Origin of the sequence: Streptomyces vietnamensis, assembly GCF_000830005.1 — a bacterium.
GTDB lineage: Bacteria > Actinomycetota > Actinomycetes > Streptomycetales > Streptomycetaceae > Streptomyces > Streptomyces vietnamensis.
In genome coordinates this window covers 2885339-2905359 of record NZ_CP010407.1, presented here as the reverse complement: position 1 = coordinate 2905359, position 20021 = coordinate 2885339, and the positions used below count along the sequence as shown (strand labels likewise).

Here is a 20021-nt window from a genome sequence, read left to right as displayed (position 1 = left end):
TCCGTTTGTGGGTGACATCACGCGACTTGTGACCGAAGTCCAGGGGGTCGGGACGAAAGACCCTGGATGATGGAGGGCATGCTCCGCCTCCCCACCGTCCCCGCGCTCCGCCGTTGCGTGGACCGGTGGGCCGTCTCGCCCCGCGCCCTCGACGTCGTCGCCGCGCTCAGCGCCTTCGGTCTGATGGTCCTGGACGTGCCGGGGCTCGCCCGCGCCGACAACTCCCTCACCGGGGTCACCGCGACCCTGGTCCTGGCGGCCGGCGCGGCCACGCTCGTGCTGCGCCGCCGGCTGCCGTGGCTGCCGTACGTGGTGGCGCTCGGCCTGATGGGCTGGCTGCACGAGCTGACCATGATCCAGTTCGCGCTCTACTCGATCGGCCGGTTCCGGGGCCGCCGCGCCGCGATCGCCGCGACCCTGCTGTACGTCGCCGTGGCGTACGCCTACTTCCTCACGCCCGGCTGGCCCGCCGAGCACGGCGAGACCGTCAGCGACTTCCTCAGCCTGGTCGTCCCGATCGGCGTCCTCGCGGCGGGCGTCGGCATCGCCGCGTACCGGCAGGACCTCGTCCGCGCCCTGGAGGTCCAGCGCCGCGAGGCCGCCGCCCGGCAGGCCGTCCAGGAGGAGCGGATCTCCGTCGGCCGGGACGTCCACGACCTGGTCGGCCGCGAGCTCACCGTCCTCGCGGTGCGGGCCGAGGTCCTCTCCGTACGGGCCAGGGGAGAGGCCCACCAGAAGGACTTCGAGGAGCTCGCGGACACCGCCCGGCGCGCCCACCTCATGCTCAACGAGACGATCGTGCGCCGCGCCGACCGGGACGCCGCCACGCCCGGCCTCGGAGGGCTCGCCGAGCTCGCGGAGGAGAGCGAACGGATGGGCAGCCCCGTCGAACTGACGGTCGCCGAGGAGGCCAAGGAGCTGTCCCCGCTCCGGCAGGCCGCCGTCCACCGCGTCGTACGGGAGTGCCTGACGAACGCCGCCAAGCACGCGCCCGGCCTCCCGGTGACCGTCGCGATCACCGTCGAGGGACCCGACCTGCGGATCGAGGTCCGCAACCCGCTGCCGAAGGCCCCGCCGACCCCGGCGCCCGTCTCGACCGGCACCGGCCTGTTCTCCATGGAGGAGCGGGTCACCAGCATGGGCGGCACGCTGAAGGCCCGCCGGGAGGACGGCGCCTACCGGGTGACGGCCCTCCTCCCGACCGGCCTGGGCCGCTGACCCGGCCGACCGTTCCGACCGGCCTGGGCCGCTGACCCGGCCGACCGTTCCGACGGGCCCGGGCCGCTGACCCGGCGGACCGTTTCCGCCTTCCCGGGACAATCCCGGCCGCGCCCCCTCCGTAGACTGGGCTCGTGAGCGAGCCGAGCGACCCGAGTGACCAGTTCGACGACATCGTCGACGCCGAGACAGACCGCGACCCCGATCTGGCGGTGATCGAGGCCGGCAGCCGCACCCTGCGTGCCCAGGCCGGGCCGCCGCAGGGCGACCCCGTGCCCAGCCGCCCCGAGGACCCCGAGCTGGACAAGGCCCTGCGCGAGGTCGAGACCGAGCTGTCCACCCGCTGGGGCGAGACCAAGCTGGAGCCCTCCGTCAAGCGGATCGCGGCCCTGATGGACGTCCTCGGCGAGCCGCAGCGCGCGTACCCCTCGATCCACATCACCGGCACCAACGGCAAGACGTCGACGGCCCGCATGATCGAGGCCCTGCTCGGCGCCTTCGAGCTGCGCACCGGGCGCTACACCTCGCCGCACGTGCAGACCATCACCGAGCGGATCAGCCTGGACGGCGCCCCGATCTCCGCCGAGCGGTTCATCGAGACGTACCAGGACGTCAAGCCGTACGTGGAGCTGGTCGACGCCCGCGAGGAGTACCGGCTCTCCTTCTTCGAGGTCCTCACCGGCATGGCGTACGCGGCCTTCGCGGACGCCCCGGTCGACGCGGCCGTCGTCGAGGTCGGCATGGGCGGCACCTGGGACGCGACGAACGTCATCGACGCCTCCGTCGCCGTCGTCACCCCCATCGACCTCGACCACACCGACCGGCTCGGCGCGACGACCGCCGAGATCGCGGCCGAGAAGTCCGGGATCATCAAGCAGGGCGCGACCGTCATCCTGGCCCAGCAGCCGGTCGACGCCGCCCAGGTCCTGCTGAAGAAGGCCGTCGAGGCGGATGCGACCGTGGCCCGCGAGGGCATGGAGTTCGGCGTCGTCTCCCGCGAGATCGCGGTCGGCGGCCAGCTCCTCACCCTGCGCGGCCTCGGCGGCGAGTACGACGAGATCTTCCTGCCGCTGCACGGCGCCTACCAGGCGCACAACGCGGCGGTGGCGCTCGCGGCGGTCGAGGCCTTCTTCGGGATCGGCGCCGAGCACGCCAGGACCCTGGACCTCGACACCGTCCGCCGGGCCTTCGCCCAGGTGGCCTCGCCGGGTCGCCTGGAGATCGTCCGCTCCTCGCCCACCGTCATCCTGGACGCCGCGCACAACCCGCACGGCGCGCGGGCGACGGCGGAGGGCGTCAGCGAGGCCTTCGGCTTCTCCCGGCTCATCGGCGTGGTCTCCACGAGCGGCGACAAGGACGCCAAGGGGCTCCTCGAGGCCTTCGAGCCGATCTTCGCGGAGGTCGTGATCACCGCGAACTCCAACCCGCGGGCCACCGACGTCGACGCGCTCGCCGCGATCGCGGTCGAGGTCTTCGGCGAGGACCGGGTCGTCGTCGAGCCGCGGCTGCCGGACGCCATCGAGGCCGCCATCACCCTCGCGGAGGAAGAGGCCGAGTACGGCGGCGCGGGTGTCCTCGTGACCGGTTCGATCTTCACGGTCGGCGACGCCCGGCTGCTGCTGCGAAGGGGCTGAACCCGATGCGTGTGCTCTGTTCCTCGACGCTCATCGGCGAGTTCTTCGTGATCGGCTTCGCCGGGCTCGTCGCCATGAAGGACGACGGCCTCGCGACCTCCACCGTCTGGTGGGTCTGCGGCGTGGCCATGGTCCTCTCGGTGCTGCTGTGCGGGATGCTCACCAGGCCCGGCGGGGTGCAGCTCGGCTGGGCCCTGCAGGCGGGGCTGATCCTCAGCGGCTTCTTCGTCCCCACCATGTTCTTCCTCGGAGCGGTCTTCGCCGGTCTGTGGTGGGCCTCGGTGCACTACGGGCGGCGGATCGACGAGACCAAGGCCCGCTGGGCCGCCGCGCAGGCCTCGGCAGGGCCTGACGCTGCGTAATCGAGGGGCGTGCGGGCCCTGTAGCCTCGGAGGTCCCGCACACCGCTTTTCCGAAGGAGTTCCCCCGTGAGCCAGCGATCGCTCGTCCTGCTCAAGCCCGACGCCGTCCGCCGTGGTCTGATCGGCGAGATCATCGGCCGCATCGAGCGCAAGGCCGGCTGGACCATCACGGCCCTGGAGCTGCGCGAGCTCGACCAGGACACGCTGGAGCAGCACTACGGCGAGCACAAGGGCAAGCCCTTCTACGAGCCGCTGATGGGCTTCATGCAGTCCGGCCCGGTCGTCGCGCTCGTCGTCGAGGGCGAGCGGGTCATCGAGGGCCTGCGCACGCTGGCCGGTCCGACCGACCCGATCGCCGCCGCGCCGGGCTCCATCCGTGGCGACTTCGGCACGATCGTCCGCGAGAACCTCATCCACGCCTCGGACTCCGAGGAGTCGGCGGCCCGCGAGCTGAAGATCTTCTTCCCGGGTCTCGTCTGACGCGAAGTCAGGCGGAGTGGGCCGAAGTCGGCCGAACGAACCACCCTGTGGGGCGACCGAAGGAATTTCGGTCGCCCCCAGGCATATGAACGCACATTGCGGGAACGGATCGCCGCGTCCTGCCGTCACCTGTACAGAGGTGGACCACCGCGCGCCATCCGCGTGGGCGGCACTACGATGGAAAACTCCACGCCGCACCACTCTCAGCCATGGGAAACAAGGGGAACTCTATGTCGTTCATCGGCCGTGACATGGCTGTCGACCTCGGGACCGCCAACACGCTGGTGTACGTCAGGGGTCGAGGCATCGTTCTGAACGAACCGTCAGTCGTCGCCATCAACACCAACACCGGGGGCATCCTCGCGGTCGGCGCCGAGGCGAAGAAGATGATCGGCCGGACCCCCGGCAACATCGTCGCCGTGCGCCCGCTCAAGGACGGCGTGATCGCCGACTTCGAGATCACCGAGCGGATGCTCCGCTACTTCATCCTCAAGATCCACAAGCGCCGCTACCTGGCCCGCCCCCGCGTCGTCGTCTGCGTGCCCTCCGGCATCACCGGAGTGGAGCGCCGCGCCGTGATCGAGGCGTCGACCCAGGCCGGTGCCCGCCAGGTGCACATCATCGAGGAGCCCATGGCGGCGGCCATCGGCTCGGGTCTCCCCGTCCACGAGGCCACCGGCAACATGGTCGTCGACATCGGCGGCGGCACCACCGAGGTCGCCGTCATCTCCCTCGGCGGAATCGTCACGGCACAGTCCATCCGGGTCGCCGGCGACGAGCTGGACAACGCGATCATCCAGCACATCAAGAAGGAGTACTCGCTCCTCCTCGGTGAGCGCACCGCCGAGCAGATCAAGATCACCATCGGCTCCGCGTACGACCTCGACAAGGACGAGCACACCGAGATCCGCGGCCGCGACCTCGTCTCCGGCCTCCCCAAGACCGTGGTCATCTCCGCCGCCGAGGTCCGCAAGGCCATCGAGGAGCCGGTCAACGCGATCGTCGACGCCGTGAAGACCACCCTCGACAAGTGCCCGCCGGAGCTCTCCGGTGACGTCATGGACCGCGGCATCGTTCTCACGGGTGGCGGCGCCCTGCTCCGCGGCCTCGACGAGCGCCTCCGGCGCGAGACCGGCATGCCGATCCACATCGCCGAGGACCCGCTGGACTCGGTGGCGCTCGGCTCCGGCAAGTGCGTGGAGGAGTTCGAAGCCCTCCAGCAGGTCCTGGACGCCCAGCCGCGCCGCTAGCGACACCGCTTCACCCGTACAGCCGAACAACCGAACCACGAGGAAAGGCACGGCCGCCGCACGTGAGGGACACACGAGAGAGCCGGCTGCTCCTGGTGCTGCTGATCGCCATCGCGTTCGCACTGATCACGGTGGACATCCGCGGCGGTCAGGAGTCACCCGTCGACGGTGCCCGACAGGCCGCAGCGGCGGTCTTCGGGCCCGTCGAGAACGGTGTGGCGGCCGCCGTCGATCCCGTCGGCAACGCCATAGGCGCGGTACGGGACTCCGGCGAGCGGCACACCCGGATCGCCGCCCTGGAGAAGGAGAACGCCGAGCTCAAGGCGAAGCTCGGCAGCGACGACCGCAACCGCAACCGGCTGCACGAGCTCGACACCATGCTCAAGACCGCCGGCGCCGGGCAGTACGGCATCAAGGGCGCCCAGGTCATCGCCATAGGAGCGGCCCAGGGCTTCTCCTGGACCGTCACCATCGACGTCGGCGCCCGCGACGGCATCAAGCGGGACATGACCGTGCTCAACGGCTCCGGGCTTGTCGGCCGCGTCACCACCGTCGGCCCCTCCACCTCCACGGTCCTGCTCGCCAACGACCCCGACTTCACCGTCGGCACCCGCATGGAGAAGAGCGACGAACTCGGCTTCGCCACCGGCCAGGGCGACAGCCCCCTGCTCGTCCAGCTCCTCAACGGCAAGGCCAAGGTGAAGCCGGGCGACCGGCTCGTCACCTTCGGCTCCCGCGCCGACAAGCCCTTCGTGCCCGGCGTCCCCGTCGGCGAGGTCGTCCGCGTCGACCCCTCGGGCGGCGGTCTGACCCGCAACGTCTACGTCCGCCCGTACGTCGGCTTCACCAAGCTCGACATCGTCGGCGTCGTCGTCCAGGCCCCGCGCTCCGACCCCCGCGACATGGTGCTGCCGCAGAAGCCCAAGCCCGCGCCGACCGTCACCGTCACGGTCACACCGCCGCCACCGGACGGACAGCAGGCGGACCCGCAGAAGCAGGGCCAGAATCAGAACGACGGTCAGAACCAGCAGGACCAGGGGGGCGTGACGCCGTGAAGTTCAACCGCATCCTCCTCTCCGCCACCCTGATCGTGGTGGCCCTGGTCGTCCAGGTCTCCGTCCTCGCCCGCCTCCAACTCCCCGGCGCCGTCCCCGACCTCGTCCTCCTGACCGTCGTCGGACTCGCCCTCGTGTACGGACCCGTCAGCGGCTCCCTCGTCGGCTTCACCGCCGGCCTCCTCTCCGACCTCGCCCCGCCCGCCGACCACGCCGCGGGCCGCTACGCCCTCGTGCTCTGCGTCATCGGCTACCTCGTCGGGCTCGCGAAGCCGGACAACGGCCGGCTGACCTCCGCGACCGGCCCCATGGCCGTCGTCGTCGCCGCGGCCATCGGCTCCACGCTCCTCTACGCGGGCGTCGGCGCCCTCGTCGGCGACACCGCCGCCCGCCATGTCGGCCTCGGCTTCCTGCTGTTCACCGCGGGCCTGTACGACCTGCTCCTCGCGCCCTTCACCGTGCCGCTCATCATGGCCCTGGCCCGCCGCGCCGAGAACGACCCGCTCGCCGACACCGGCGGCGGCAACGGCGCCGACGTCGCCTCCGGCTGGCTCTCCTCCGGCACCGGCCTGAGGATCGGCACCCAGCGCGGCGGCCTGCGCGTGAAGGCCGCACGGAGCCGCGCCACACGGGCCGGACGCATCAAGGGAGTCAAGCGACTGTGATCGAGGGGGCACCGGCAGCATGACCAACATTCCCGAGACCGGGAGGACCCCCCGGGTCCAGATCCGGCTCGTCGTCATCCAGATCCTCGTCTTCTCCCTGCTCCTCACCCTGGGGGGCCGCCTCTGGTACCTCCAGATCCGGAACGGCAAGGAGTACACGGACGAGGCGAAGAACAACCACGTCCAGCAGGTCGTCCAGCCCGCCGTCCGCGGCTCGCTGCTCGACGCCCGCGGCGTCCCGCTCGCCGACAACGAGACCCGGCTCGTGGTCTCCGCGTCCCGCACCGAGCTGATGAAGATGAAGGACCGCGGCAAGGCCGTCCTGACCCGGCTCGCCGACGTCCTCGACATGAAGCCCGACGAGGTCGTCAACAAGATCCGGCTCTGCGACTCCAAGACGCCCAAGCCCTGCTGGAACGGTTCGCCCTACCAGCCGATCCCCGTCACCGACGAGGCCACCACCCAGCAGGCCCTCCAGATCCGCGAGCGCGCCGAGGACTTCCCCGGCATCACCGCCGAACCCACCGCCGTACGCCGCTACCCGGCCCCCGGCAAGGCCCGCACCTCCCAGGTCCTCGGCTACCTCTCGCCCGTCACCGACGCCGAGATCGAGAAGGCCAAGGACACCGACTCGCCGTTCCTCCGCTCCGACCAGGTCGGCCGCTCCGGCCTGGAGCGCACGTACGACAAGCAACTACGCGGCAAGGCCGGCGTCACCCGCTACGAGGTCGACAACCTCGGCCGGGTCATCGGCCAGGCCAAGAACGACCCCGCCGTGCCCGGCGCCAACGTCGTCACCTCCATCGACGCCCGCGTGCAGGCGGTCGCCGAATGGGAACTGCACAACGCGATGGTCGAGGCCCGCAAGGTCGTCGACAGGAACACCAACGAGAACTACAAGGCCGACTCCGGCGCCGTCGTCGTCATGGAGGCCAAGACCGGCCGCATCGTCGCCATGGCCTCGCAGCCCGACTACGACCCCAACGCCTGGGTCGGCGGCATCTCCGCCAAGGACTACACCGCCCTCACCGGCAAGGACTCCAACTTCCCGCTCCTCAACCGGGCCATCCAGGGCCAGGCCGCCCCCGGCTCCATCTTCAAGGTCATCTCGACCACCGCCGCCGTCAACGCGGGCTACGACTTCGACGGCCGCTACCCGTGCACCAGCTCGTACTCCATCGGCAACCAGGTCTTCAAGAACTTCGAATCGCAGAACCACGGCCCCATCAGCCTCGGCCGCGCCCTCGAAGTCTCCTGCGACACCGTCTTCTACGCCCTCGCCCACCAGCAGTGGATCAAGGACGGCGGGATGAAGCCGAAGAAGAACCCGGGCGACTGGTTCTACAAGACCGCCCACCAGTTCGGCCTCGGCGCCGAGACCGGCATCGACCTCCCCAACGAGGTCTCCGGCCGCGTCCCCGACCGCCAGTGGAAGCAGAAGTTCTGGGAGGACAACAAGGACTGGTGGTGCAAGTACGGCAAGAAGGGCGGCACCTACGTCCAGCAGCTCTCGTACGAGAACTGCCTGGAGGGCAACCTGATGCGCGCCGGTGACTCCGTCAACTACTCCATCGGACAGGGCGACACCCTCGTCACCCCCATCCAGATGGCCACCATCTACGCCGCCATCTCCAACGGCGGCACCCTGTGGAACCCCACCGTCGGCAAGGCGATCATCAGCCCCGACGGCAAGAAGGTGCACGAGATCGCGCCCAAGTCGCACGGCAGGCTCCCCTTCGACGCCGACACCCGCAACTTGATAGACGAAGCCCTCGCGGGAGTCGCCACCCGCGGTACCGCCGCCTGGCGATTCGGCGGCTGGCCGCAGGACAAGATCCCGATGCACGCCAAGACGGGTACCGCCGAGGTCTACGGCAAGCAGACGACCTCCTGGTTCGCCACGTACACCAAGGACTACGCGATCGTCATGACGATCTCCCAGGGTGGTACCGGCTCCGGCGCCTCGGGCCCCGCCGTACGCAACATCTACGACGCGCTCTACGGACTTGACGACGCCGGCAACCAGGACCTCAAGCGGGCCCTGCTGCCGCAGCCGCAGAAGGCCCTGCCGAAGATCGAGGCCGACGGCTCCATCGACGCGCCGAAGATCGCACCGTACGACCCCGAGTCGCAGAAGGTGGACCCGGAGAAGGCGGACGGCACCCAGCCGGCCGCCCCGACCCCGGACCCGACAACCCCCACCAAGAAGCCGGACGACAACCAGCTCGCGGGCCCGCCCGCCACCCACCGAGGGAGGCTCTGAACGGATGACCGCACCCCACGGCTTCTCCGTCTCCCGGTACGCACCCGAGCGCGGCACCCTCGCCAAGCTGGCCGCCCGCGACTCGGTGCTCCGCCGGCTCGACTGGCCCATCCTGCTCTCGGCGCTCGCCCTCTCCGGCATCGGCTCCCTGCTCGTCTGGTCCGCCACCCGCGGCCGCACCGAGCTCAATCAGGGAGACCCGTACTACTTCCTCTTCCGGCACGTGCTCAACACCGGCATCGGCCTCGCCCTGATGATCGGCACGATCTGGCTCGGCCACCGCACCCTGCGCGGCGCGGTGCCGATCCTCTACGGCCTCTCGATCGTGCTGATCCTCGCCGTCCTCACCCCGCTCGGCGCCACCATCAACGGCGCCCACGCGTGGATCGTCGTCGGCGGCGGCTTCTCCCTCCAGCCCAGCGAGTTCGTGAAGATCACGATCATCCTGATCATGGCGATGCTCCTCGCCGCCAAGGTCGACGCCGGCGACCAGCTCCACCCCGACCACCGCACCGTCGCCAAGGCCCTCGCCCTGGCCGCCCTCCCCATGGGCATCGTCATGCTGATGCCCGACCTCGGCTCGGTCATGGTCATGATCGTCATCGTGCTCGGCGTGCTCCTCGCCTCCGGAGCCTCCAACCGCTGGGTCCTCGGCCTCATCGGCGCCGGCGTCCTCGGCGCGGTCCTCGTCACCGCGCTCGGCATGCTCGACGAGTACCAGATCAACCGCTTCGCCGCCTTCGCCAACCCCGACCTCGACCCCGCCGGCGTCGGCTACAACACCAACCAGGCCCGCATCGCCATCGGCTCCGGCGGCCTCCTCGGCGCCGGCCTCTTCAAGGGCTCGCAGACGACCGGCCAGTTCGTCCCCGAACAGCAGACCGACTTCGTCTTCACCGTCGCCGGCGAGGAACTCGGCTTCGTCGGCGCCGGCCTGATCCTCGTCCTCCTCGGCGTCATCCTCTGGCGCTCCTGCCGGATAGCTCGCGAGACCACCGAGCTCTACGGCACGATCGTCGCGGCCGGAATCATCGCCTGGTTCGCCTTCCAGTCCTTCGAGAACATCGGCATGACCCTCGGCATCATGCCCGTCGCCGGCCTGCCGCTGCCGTTCGTCTCGTACGGCGGCTCGTCGATGTTCGCCGTATGGGTGGCGATCGGACTGCTCCAGTCGATCCGCGTACAACGCCCGATGACGGCCTGACGGGTCTAGATTCGAGGCATGGCGGAGACGAAGCGCGAGATCGAGCGGAAGTACGAAGCCACCGGGGACACGGGGCTTCCGGACCTCACCCGGGTCCCCGGAGTCTCGTCCGTCGTGGACGACGGCGTCATGGAACTCGACGCCGTCTACCACGACACCCCCGACCTGCGCCTCGCCGCCGACGGGGTGACCCTCCGCCGCCGCACCGGCGGCAGCGACGCCGGCTGGCACATCAAGTTCCCCGTCGCCGCCGGCATCCGCGACGAGATCAGGGCCCCGCTGAGCGACACCCTGCCGGACGAGCTCGCCGGACTCCTGCGCTCCCGCGTCCGCGACGCCGAGATCGTCCCGGCCGTCCATCTCCGCTCCTCCCGTGACGTCCGCCACCTCCTCGACGCCGACGGCACCCTCCTCGCCGAACTCTCCGTCGACACCGTCCACGCCGAACGGCTGCCCGGGGGAGCGGAGGCCGCCTGGACCGAGATCGAGGTCGAACTCGCCGACGACGCGGACCCGGCGATCCTCGACGCGATCGAGGAACGCCTCGGGAAGGCGGGCATCGTCCCCTCGGAAGCCCCGTCGAAACTGGCCAGGGCCCTGACGGAGACCGGCAGCGAACCCCCGGCGACACCCACCCCCGGAGGCGGCACCCCCGAAAAACCCGGCACCGCAGGAGCCGCCGTCCTCGCCTACGTACGCGAACAGGCCGAGGCGATCGTCGCCCTCGACCCCGCCGTACGCCGCGACCTCCCCGACGCCGTCCACCAGCTGCGCGTCGCCTGCCGACGACTCCGCAGCGCCTTCAAGACGTACCGCGCCGTCCTCGACCGGGACGTCACCGACCCCCTCGGCGAGGAGCTGAAGTGGCTCGCCGGCGAGCTCGGCGTCGCCCGCGACCAGGAGGTCCTCGCCGAACGGCTGCGCACCGCGCTCGGCGAGGTCCCCGAGACCCTCCGCCTCGGCCCCGTCGCGGCCCGGCTGCAGATCTGGACCGCCGCCCGCGGCGAAGGCGCCCGGCACAGGGCCCTCGACGCCCTCGACTCCGCCCGCCACCGCGCCCTGCTCGACGCCCTCGACGCCCTGCTCGCCGACCCGCCCCTGCGCCGCGCCGCCTCCCGCAAGGCCCGGAAGGTCCTCACCCGCGCCGTCCTCAAGGACCACGACCGCCTCGCCGCCCGCGTCGACCGCGCCCTCGCCCTCGACCCCGGCCACGACCGGGACCTCGCCCTCCACGAGGCCCGCAAGGCCGCCAAGCGCGCCCGGTACGCCGCCGAGGCGGCCCGCCCCACCCTCGGGAAGCCGGCGAAGAAGCTCGCCAAGCGCGTCAAGGCCGTCCAGTCCCTCCTCGGCGAACACCAGGACGGAGTCGTCGCCCGCGAGACCCTCCGGGAGCTCGCCGTCCAGGCCCACGCGGCCGGCGAATCCGCCTTCACCTGGGGACTTCTCCACGGCAGGGAGGAAGCGGCGGCCATGGACCAGGAGCGGGAACTGCCCGGTGTCTGGGCGCGGGCCTCGGCCCCGAAGATCCGGGCGGCACTGACCCGCTGAGCACCGGGGTACGCTTGAGAGTCGCCCCCCTGCCAGCTCACGAAGGTTCGAGATGTCTGCTGCCGAGTCTGTCTTCCCGCAGCTCGAAGCTCTGCTCCCGCACGTGCAGAAGCCGATTCAGTACGTCGGTGGAGAGCTGAACTCCACGGTCAAGCCGTGGGAGTCCGCCGACGTCCGCTGGGCGCTGATGTACCCGGACGCGTACGAGGTCGGCCTGCCCAACCAGGGCGTCATGATCCTCTACGAGGTGCTGAACGAGCGCGAGGGCGTCCTCGCCGAGCGCACCTACAGCGTGTGGCCGGACCTCGAAGAGCTGATGCGCGAGCACAACGTGCCCCAGTTCACCGTGGACAGCCACCGCCCCGTCGGCGCGTTCGACGTGTTCGGCCTGAGCTTCTCCACGGAGCTCGGCTACACGAACATGCTCACGGCCCTGGACCTGGCGGGCATCCCGCTGGAGTCCAAGGACCGCACCGTCGACCACCCCATCGTGCTCGCCGGCGGCCACGCCGCCTTCAACCCCGAGCCGATCGCGGACTTCATCGACGCGGCGATCATCGGCGACGGCGAGCAGGCCGTCCTCGACATGACCGAGATCATCCGCCAGTGGAAGGCCGAGGGCCGGCCGGGCGGCCGCGAGGAGGTCCTCCTCCGCCTCGCGAAGACGGGCTCGGTCTACATCCCGGGCTTCTACGACGTCGAGTACCTCCCGGACGGCCGCATCGGCCGCGTCGTCCCCAACCGCTCGGGCGTCCCGTGGCGCGTGTCCAAGCACACGGTCATGGACCTCGACGAGTGGCCGTACCCCAAGCAGCCCCTCGTGCCGCTCGCGGAGACCGTCCACGAGCGCATGTCCGTCGAGATCTTCCGCGGCTGCACCCGCGGCTGCCGCTTCTGCCAGGCCGGCATGATCACGCGCCCCGTGCGGGAGCGAAGCATCACCGGCATCGGCGAGATGGTCGAGAAGGGTCTCAAGGCGACGGGCTTCGAGGAGGTCGGCCTCCTCTCCCTGTCCTCGGCGGACCACACGGAGATCGCCGACATCGCGAAGGGCCTGGCCGACCGGTACGAGGAGGACAAGATCGGTCTGTCCCTCCCCTCGACCCGCGTCGACGCGTTCAACGTGGACCTGGCGAACGAGCTGACCCGCAACGGTCGCCGCTCCGGCCTCACCTTCGCCCCCGAGGGCGGCTCCGAGCGCATGCGCAAGGTCATCAACAAGATGGTCTCGGAAGAGGACCTGATCCGTACGGTCTCGACGGCCTACGGCAACGGCTGGCGCCAGGTGAAGCTGTACTTCATGTGCGGCCTGCCGACGGAGACCGACGAGGACGTCCTCCAGATCGCCGACATGGCGATGAACGTGATCGCCGAGGGCCGCAAGGTCTCCGGCCAGAACGACATCCGCTGCACCGTCTCCATCGGCGGCTTCGTCCCCAAGCCGCACACCCCCTTCCAGTGGGCCCCGCAGCTGTCGGCCGAGGAGACGGACGAGCGCCTGCGCAAGCTCCGCGACAAGATCCGCGGCGACAAGAAGTACGGCCGCTCCATCGGCTTCCGCTACCACGACGGCAAGCCCGGCATCGTCGAGGGCCTCCTCTCCCGCGGCGACCGCCGCCTCGGCGCGGTCATCCGCGCGGTGTACGAGGACGGCGGCCGCTTCGACGGCTGGCGCGAGCACTTCTCGTACGACCGCTGGATGGCCTGCGCCGAGAAGACCCTCCCCGAGGTCGGCGTGGACGTCGCCTGGTACACCACCCGCGAGCGCACCTACGAGGAGGTCCTGCCCTGGGACCACCTGGACTCGGGCCTCGACAAGGACTGGCTCTGGGAGGACTGGCAGGACGCCCTCGACGAGACCGAGGTCGACGACTGCCGCTGGACCCCGTGCTTCGACTGCGGCGTCTGCCCGCAGATGGACACGCACATCCAGATCGGCCCCACCGGCAAGAAGCTGCTGCCGCTGACGGTCAAGAAGTAGCGCGAAGACGCAACGAAGAGGCGCCCGGACGGAGAACCGTCCGGGCGCCTCTTCGTGTGTCAGTGGTCCGAGTGGGCCTCGGCCAGGTCGTTCCGGGGGAGGAGGGGGGTGCCCTCGGCGGTCCGGGGGGAGGGGGCCGGGGTGCGTTCCTGGACGGGGACGACCGGCGGGCGGGGGCGGTCCTCGGCGAGGAAGACGCGGCGGACGACCCGCTCGGCCGCGAAGCCGTCGTCCCAGGTGCAGAAGCGCTCGCGGAAGGCCTGGCGCAGTGCGGCGGCCGGCTCGCCCTCCCAGGCGCCGCTGCGGAAGGCCTCGATCAGCTGGTCCTCGGTGGTCGCGATGACGCCGGGGGTGTCGCCGGGCTCGCCGGAGAGCAGGTCGAAGGTCACACCGCGGCAGGTGCGGTACATCTCCCAGTCGTCGGCGTACGTCACGATCGGCCGGTCGAGGTTGGCGTAGTCGAACATGATCGAGGAGTAGTCCGTGATCAGCGCGTCGGCCGCCAGGCAGAGCTCCTCCACCGAGGGGTGGCGGGAGACGTCGACGAGGGCGCCCTGCTCGGAGAGGGTGTTCAGCTCCGGGTCGCCGCCGTAGAAGTAGTGGGCGCGGACCAGGAGGACGTAGTCGGGGCCGAGCTCGCGGGCGAAGCGGGCGAGGTCGAGGCGGGAGACGAAGGCGTCCTTCTGGTGGTCGCGCACGGTGGGGGCGTACAGGAGCGCCTTCTTGCCGGCCGCGATGCCGAGCTCGGTGCGGATCCGGCGCACGTCCGCGGCGGTGGCGCGGTAGTAGACGTCGTTGCGGGGGTAGCCGGTGTTCAGGGTCTGGAAGGCGGCCGGGTAGACCCGCTCCCACTGCTCGGTGGAGTGCTGGTTGGAGGAGACGCTCCAGTCCCAGCGGTCGACGCGCTCCAGGAGCTTGTCGAAGTCCATGCTGCGGGCGACGGCCGGGTAGTGCTGCTGGTCGAGGCCCATGCGCTTGAGCGGGGTGCCGTGGTGGGTCTGCAGGTGGATCTGGCCGGGGCGCTTGATCACGGAGTCGGGGAAGTTGACGTTGTTGACCAGGTACTTGGCCCGGGCCATGGCCTTCCAGTAGCCGAAGGTGGCGGGGGCGATCCGGGTGAGGCCGGAGGGGACGCCCTTGGCGTACTCCTTGTTCACGACCCAGACGCCGCGGATGCCGGGCGCGAGCTTCTTGGCGGCCTCGTGGACGGCGAGGGGGTTGCAGCTGGGGGTGCGGCCCCAGTACGCCGAGTACACGGCGAGGTTCTCGTCGACGGGGAGGCGGCGCTGTACGGCGTAGTAGGCGCGCAGGGCCTTGCGGCCGCCCCAGCGCTTGGACTTGCCGAGGGCGCCGAAGGCCGTCTCGCGGGTGCCGTTGACCGTCTTGAGGGCTTCCCAGGCGGTGTACGAGCCGGTCCGCATGACCTTGAACTTGAGGCCGACCATGCCGGGCGGCGGGGTGAAGCCCGCGGGCTCGTTGCGGCGGTAGGTCTGGCCGGCCTGCTTGAGGTAGGCGCGGCGGTGGCTGCGGGGTATTCGGAAGCCGCGGGCGAAGGTGTAGAGGAAGTGGGAGACCATCCGCTCGAAGACGAGCCTGCGGTACGCGTCGAGGCCGGGGCGGCCCTCGAGGTAGTCGAAGACCCGCTGGTACTGCTCGAAGATCACGAAGTGCTTGCGCGCGGAGCTGCTGCGCATCGAGCTGCCCTGGCGGCGCTGGCGGTACTCGACGACCACGTACTCCAGGCCGGCGACGCGCTGGGCGGCGGCCATGGTCGTGTAGACCATGAGCGCGTCCTCGTAGAGGCCGTCGGTGAAGGCGTAGCCCTCGCCGGTGAAGAAGTCGCGGCGGTAGACGCGGTTCCAGACGACGGCGAAGATCCGGAGCAGTTCGAGGTGGTCGACGGGGTTGACCACCTGGTCGCGGATGCCGGCCAGGATGGGGCCGGTCTTGCTGGCCTCGACCTTGCCGTCGTAGTGGGTGCGGACGTGGTCGAAGATCAGGATCTCGGGGTCGCGGGACTCGGCGAGCCGGTCGGCCATGGCCTGGAGGGAGCCGGGGCGGATCGAGTCGTCGCCGTCGAGGAAGAGCAGGTAGTCGCCGCGGGCGTGTTCGACGCCGGTGTTGCGGGCGGCGCCGATGCCGCCGTTCTGCGCGCGGTGGACGGCCCGGACGCGCGGGTCGCGGGCGGCGAACTCGTCGATGATGGCGCCGCTGCCGTCGACGGAGCAGTCGTCGACCGCGATGACCTCGAAGTCCCGGTAACTCTGTGAGGTCACCGATTCGAGGCACTCGCGGATGTAGCCCTCGACCCCGTACACAGGGATGATCACGCTGAATCGGGGGTTAGCTGCAGCCGGCATGCCGTGTTTCTCCTCAGTCGAACCGCTCGAACGCAGTATGACAGGAGCCCCAACGGCGATCGAACGCCAGAGGCGGGGATCGTCTATCCTGGAGAGCTGCGGTGGCCGGGGGCCACCGCAGAGTCATGTAGCCGAGATCTCCGTGCTCCGCGGCCGGGGCGGACGAGTCGACGGTTAAGCTGCGGACCGGGTACCGGGAGAAGTACTGCAGTTCGACGGTGGGCGTGCGGCCGTCAGGCGGGTCTTCCTCGGAGGGCTTCATGCGTCCTCTGTCGGTCCGCTGGAAAACCGAAAGCACGCCCCGTCACCCTCTCAGGCGCTCGAGCTTGTCGAGCGGGTCTGAAAAGGAAAGGAACGCAGAACTTCATGGCACCCCGGCTCAGCGTCATAGTCCCGATCTACAACGTAGAGCAGTATCTTCTGGCCTGCCTCAACTCGCTCGCGGTACAGACCTTCCAGGACCTGGAAGTGCTGATGATCGATGACGGGTCCACGGACGGCTCGAACGCGATCGCGGCGGAGTTCGCGGCCAAGGACGCCCGCTTCCGGCTGATCCGCAAGGAGAACGCCGGCCTGGGTGCCGCCCGCAACACGGGTCTCGACAGCCTCGCGCCGGAGGCCGAGTTCCTCGCCTTCGTCGACAGTGACGACATGATCCCGCCGGACGCCTACCGGCTGATGATCGAGACCCTGGAGGAGACCGGCTCCTCCTTCGCCACGGGCAACGTCGAGCACATCAACTCGACCAAGGTCTGGCAGTCCCCGATGCACCGCTTCCTCTCCCGGGGCGCGGTCAAGAAGACGCACGTCTCCAGGAAGCGGATGCTCCTGACGGACCGGATCGCCTGCAACAAGGTCTTCCGCCGCGACTTCTGGGAGGCGAACTCCCTGCGCTTCCCCGAGGGCGTGCTGTACGAGGACACCCCGGTCATCGTGCCGGCCCAGTACCTCGCCGAGTCCGTCGACATCATCAGCTCGACCACGTACTACTGGCGTCTGCGCGAGGGCGAGGCGAGCCCCTCGATCACCCAGCGCCGGACCGAGCCCAAGGCCGCCCGGGACCGCGCCTCCGCGGTCGAGTCCGTCAGCCGGTTCCTCGCCGAGCGCAAGGAGCCCCTCGCCGACGAGCTGAAGCGCGAGTACGACCGGACCGTGCTCACCGGCGACCTGCGGATCTTCCTCAACGTGCTGCCCGACGGCGACGACGAGTACCGCGCCGAGTTCCTGCGGGTCGCCAACAAGTACCTCGACCAGGTCGACCTCAAGACGGTCAAGGCGCTGCCCACCGCGCTGCGCGTCAAGTGGCTGCTCGTCCGCAAGCACGCCCTGAACGAGCTGCTCGACTTCATCGAGGCGGAGCGGCTCGGCGAGCCGGTCGAGCTCGACGGCGCCATCCGCAAGTACGCGAAGTTCCCGTCGCTGGACGAGGCCCTGCTGCCCAAGAAGGTCCTGCGCATGGACCAGGACCTGCAGCTCCGCTCCCCGCTGACCGAGCTGGAGTGGCAGGACGGCAAGCTGCGCCTCGCCGGCAACGCCTGGGTCGACCGGGTCGACCAGAACAGCAAGCGCAGCGTCGTCAAGCTGCTGCAGCTGAAGAAGGACGGCACCCAGCGCCGCATGCTCATCCCGCTGGGCAACATCTTCAGCGCCGAGGCCACCACGGCCTCCGGCTACGCGGGCCGCGGCCACAGCTTCGACTGGGCCGGCTGGGAGACCGTCATCGACCCGGCCCGCTTCCGCAAGGGCGGCCAGTGGCAGGAGGGCCTCTGGCACGTGGGCATGCGCGTGCTGTCCGGCGGCCTCGTGCGCTCCCGCTCCGTGCACTCGTACGGTTCGGACCGGCGGGCCTACCCTCCGTACCAGTGGCTCGACGAGGACTACCGGATGGTTCCGGAGCTCCGTCGTGCGGCGCTCAAGCTGCGCATCGAGAAGGTGCCGTTCCTGGTCACCGGCTTCGCGTCCGAGGGTGACGGGATCGTCATCGACGGCGTGTTCCGCGAGTCGGTCGAGGCGGGCACCGCCTTCACCCTGCGGGTCGTCAACCAGAGCAGCGGCGAGGTCCTCGAGTACCCGGCCGAGGTCACCGGGACCGCCGCTGGTCGGACCTCGCTGCGGGTCGGCGTCCCGCTGCGTGACATAGCCCTGCTGCCGGAGCACCTGGACACCACGGAGACCGGCGGCGCCGACCCGGCGAAGGCGATGCGCCGCAACTGGAGCACGCAGCTCCAGATCGAGGAGCCGGGCAAGGAGAACCCGCGGAAGGTCCGCGTCGTCGTCAAGGACGGCGTGGCCGACCACCAGGTCGGCCTGCCCGGCTCCTTCGGCGAGGGCGCCGAGCTGAACGAGGTGGCGGTCCTCTCCGGCACCAACGGCTACCTGAAGTTCTCCGGCCGCCCCCTGCGCGCCAAGATCGTCGGCATCTCCGTCGAGGACGGGGCCTTCACGATCCGGGGCACCGCCCCCGTGGCGCTCTCCGACCACCACCTGGTCGTCAGCGCGAAGAACCGCTTCGACGAGAAGACCGTGCCGGTGACCGTCGGCGCGGACGGGACCTTCGAGGCGACCTTCCGCCCCTCCACGATGTCGGGCGCGACCGGCGGGCTGCCGCTCAAGGCCGGCCGCTGGGTCTTCCGCCTGGAGTCCTCCGGCGACGCCCCGGACATGCCGCTGGTCGTGGACCGGCTCGCCGTGCCCCAGTTCCCGCTGGAGGGGGCGCACAACGGTCGCGAGTACCAGCTGGAGGTCCACTGGCAGGACCACCCGCAGCTGAACTGCATGACCGACCTCACGCCGCTGGAGCGGGGCGACAACCGCCAGTACCAGCTGCGCCAGGAGGTGTACGAGCAGGGCCGCGAGCTGCCGCTGCGCGACCAGGTCCTGTACATCAGCTACAACGGCAAGCAGTACTCGGACAGCCCGCGCGCGCTCCACGAGGAGCTGCTGCGCCGCGGCGCGGACGTCGAGCACCTGTGGCTGGTCCGCGACGGCCAGGTCGAGCTGCCGGACACGGTCGCCCCGGTCCGCTTCCAGGGCACCGAGTGGTACGAGGCGCTGGCGCGCTCGCGCTACATCGTCACCAACGCCCACCTGCCGCACTGGATCAAGCGGCGTCCGGGCCAGGTGATCGTGCAGGCGTGGCACGGCACGATGCTGAAGAAGATCGGCCTGGACATCGACGCGCCGAAGTTCGACCCGAACTACCACGAGCGGCTGGTCAAGGAAGCCGCGAACTGGAACATCCTGGTCTCGTCGAACCGCTTCAGCACGCCCATCCTGAAGCGCGCCATGGGCTACGACGGCCACATCGCCGAGATCGGCTACCCGCGCAACGACTACCTGTACGCCGAGGACCGCGACGAGCGGGCCAAGGAGGTCCGGGAGCGGCTCGGGCTGCCCGAGGGCAAGAAGGTCGTGCTGTACGCGCCGACCTGGCGTGACGACCTGTCGCACGCCCGCGGCCAGTTCAAGTTCGACCTCCGAGTCGACCTGGAGGACGCCCGCCGCCGGCTCGGCGACGACCACGTCTTCCTGATCCGCCGTCACTCCAACATCGTGGACAGCATCCCGGGCGCCGGGAACGGCTTCGTCTACGACGTCTCCGAGTACCCGGACATCGCGGACCTGTACGTGGCCGCCGACATCATGATCACGGACTACTCCTCGGTCATGTTCGACTACGCGCACCTGCGTCGTCCGATGCTGTTCTTCACGTACGACCTGGAGCACTACCGGGACAAGCTTCGCGGCTTCTACTTCGACTTCGAGAACGACGCCCCGGGTCCGCTCATCGGCACGTCCGACGAGCTGATCAAGGCGATCCGCGAGGTCGACGAGGTCGCCGGCGAGTACCAGGAGAAGTACGACAAGTTCCACCACCTCTTCTGCGACCTGGACGACGGCCACGCGGCCTCGCGCCTGGCCGACCTGATGTTCAAGACGGCGGAGGACGGCGCGCCGCTGTAGCGGGCGCCCGCGACACACGAAGGAGCCCCGGTCCGCAG

13 protein-coding genes are annotated in these 20021 nt (G+C 70.3%); 12 read left to right on the top strand and 1 reads right to left on the bottom strand.

Going from position 1 to position 20021, the window contains the following annotated elements:
• The first annotated feature begins 78 nt into the window (after positions 1–78).
• The 11 genes from SVTN_RS12945 (at position 79) to SVTN_RS12895 (ending at position 13660) form a co-directional block, all read left to right on the top strand.
• Positions 79–1218 carry a sensor histidine kinase gene (locus SVTN_RS12945; RefSeq protein WP_041133842.1) on the top strand — a complete coding sequence of 380 codons (1140 nt, stop codon included), beginning with the start codon at positions 79–81 and terminating at the stop codon, positions 1216–1218.
• Positions 1219–1352: 134 nt separating this feature from the next.
• On the top strand, positions 1353–2852 hold the full coding sequence (folC, locus tag SVTN_RS12940; protein WP_041129229.1) for a bifunctional tetrahydrofolate synthase/dihydrofolate synthase: 1500 nt from the start codon (positions 1353–1355) through the stop codon (positions 2850–2852).
• Positions 2853–2857: 5 nt separating this feature from the next.
• The gene (locus tag SVTN_RS12935) at positions 2858–3214 is read left to right on the top strand and encodes a DUF4233 domain-containing protein (RefSeq protein WP_041129228.1); all 357 of its coding nucleotides are present in this window, start codon (positions 2858–2860) and stop codon (positions 3212–3214) included.
• A 66-nt stretch (positions 3215–3280) separates the two neighbouring features.
• Positions 3281–3694 (top strand): nucleoside-diphosphate kinase, encoded by a 414-nt coding sequence (ndk, locus tag SVTN_RS12930; RefSeq protein ID WP_041129227.1) that lies wholly within the window; start codon positions 3281–3283, stop codon positions 3692–3694.
• 230 nt (positions 3695–3924) lie between these two features.
• Entirely contained in the window at positions 3925–4944 is a 1020-nt protein-coding gene (locus SVTN_RS12925) for a rod shape-determining protein (RefSeq protein WP_017239313.1), read from the top strand.
• Positions 4945–5006: 62 nt separating this feature from the next.
• The gene (gene mreC, locus SVTN_RS12920; protein WP_041129226.1) at positions 5007–5999 is read left to right on the top strand and encodes a rod shape-determining protein MreC; all 993 of its coding nucleotides are present in this window, start codon (positions 5007–5009) and stop codon (positions 5997–5999) included.
• Positions 5996–6664: a rod shape-determining protein MreD gene (gene mreD / locus SVTN_RS12915; RefSeq protein WP_041129225.1), complete on the top strand. Its 669-nt coding sequence runs from the start codon at positions 5996–5998 to the stop codon at positions 6662–6664. The genes mreC and mreD overlap by 4 nt, the downstream gene beginning before the upstream one ends.
• A gap of 19 nt (positions 6665–6683) precedes the next feature.
• Complete coding sequence (gene mrdA / locus SVTN_RS12910) at positions 6684–8927, top strand: penicillin-binding protein 2 (protein WP_041129224.1); 2244 nt, start codon at positions 6684–6686, stop codon at positions 8925–8927.
• 4 nt (positions 8928–8931) lie between these two features.
• A complete protein-coding gene (gene rodA, locus SVTN_RS12905) occupies positions 8932–10131 on the top strand; it encodes a rod shape-determining protein RodA (RefSeq protein ID WP_041129223.1) in 1200 nt (399 codons plus the stop codon).
• An 18-nt stretch (positions 10132–10149) separates the two neighbouring features.
• A complete protein-coding gene (locus SVTN_RS12900; RefSeq protein ID WP_041129222.1) occupies positions 10150–11679 on the top strand; it encodes a CYTH and CHAD domain-containing protein in 1530 nt (509 codons plus the stop codon).
• Positions 11680–11731: 52 nt separating this feature from the next.
• The gene (locus tag SVTN_RS12895; RefSeq protein ID WP_041129221.1) at positions 11732–13660 is read left to right on the top strand and encodes a TIGR03960 family B12-binding radical SAM protein; all 1929 of its coding nucleotides are present in this window, start codon (positions 11732–11734) and stop codon (positions 13658–13660) included.
• 59 nt (positions 13661–13719) lie between these two features.
• On the opposite strand, the gene SVTN_RS12890 is transcribed toward SVTN_RS12895, so the two are convergent.
• Complete coding sequence (locus tag SVTN_RS12890; RefSeq protein ID WP_052499088.1) at positions 13720–16020, bottom strand: bifunctional glycosyltransferase/CDP-glycerol:glycerophosphate glycerophosphotransferase; 2301 nt, start codon at positions 16018–16020, stop codon at positions 13720–13722.
• Between the two features lie 366 nt (positions 16021–16386).
• On the opposite strand from SVTN_RS12890, the gene SVTN_RS12885 reads away from it, so the two are divergent.
• Entirely contained in the window at positions 16387–19983 is a 3597-nt protein-coding gene (locus SVTN_RS12885) for a bifunctional glycosyltransferase/CDP-glycerol:glycerophosphate glycerophosphotransferase (protein ID WP_041129220.1), read from the top strand.
• Positions 19984–20021: the final 38 nt, after the last annotated feature.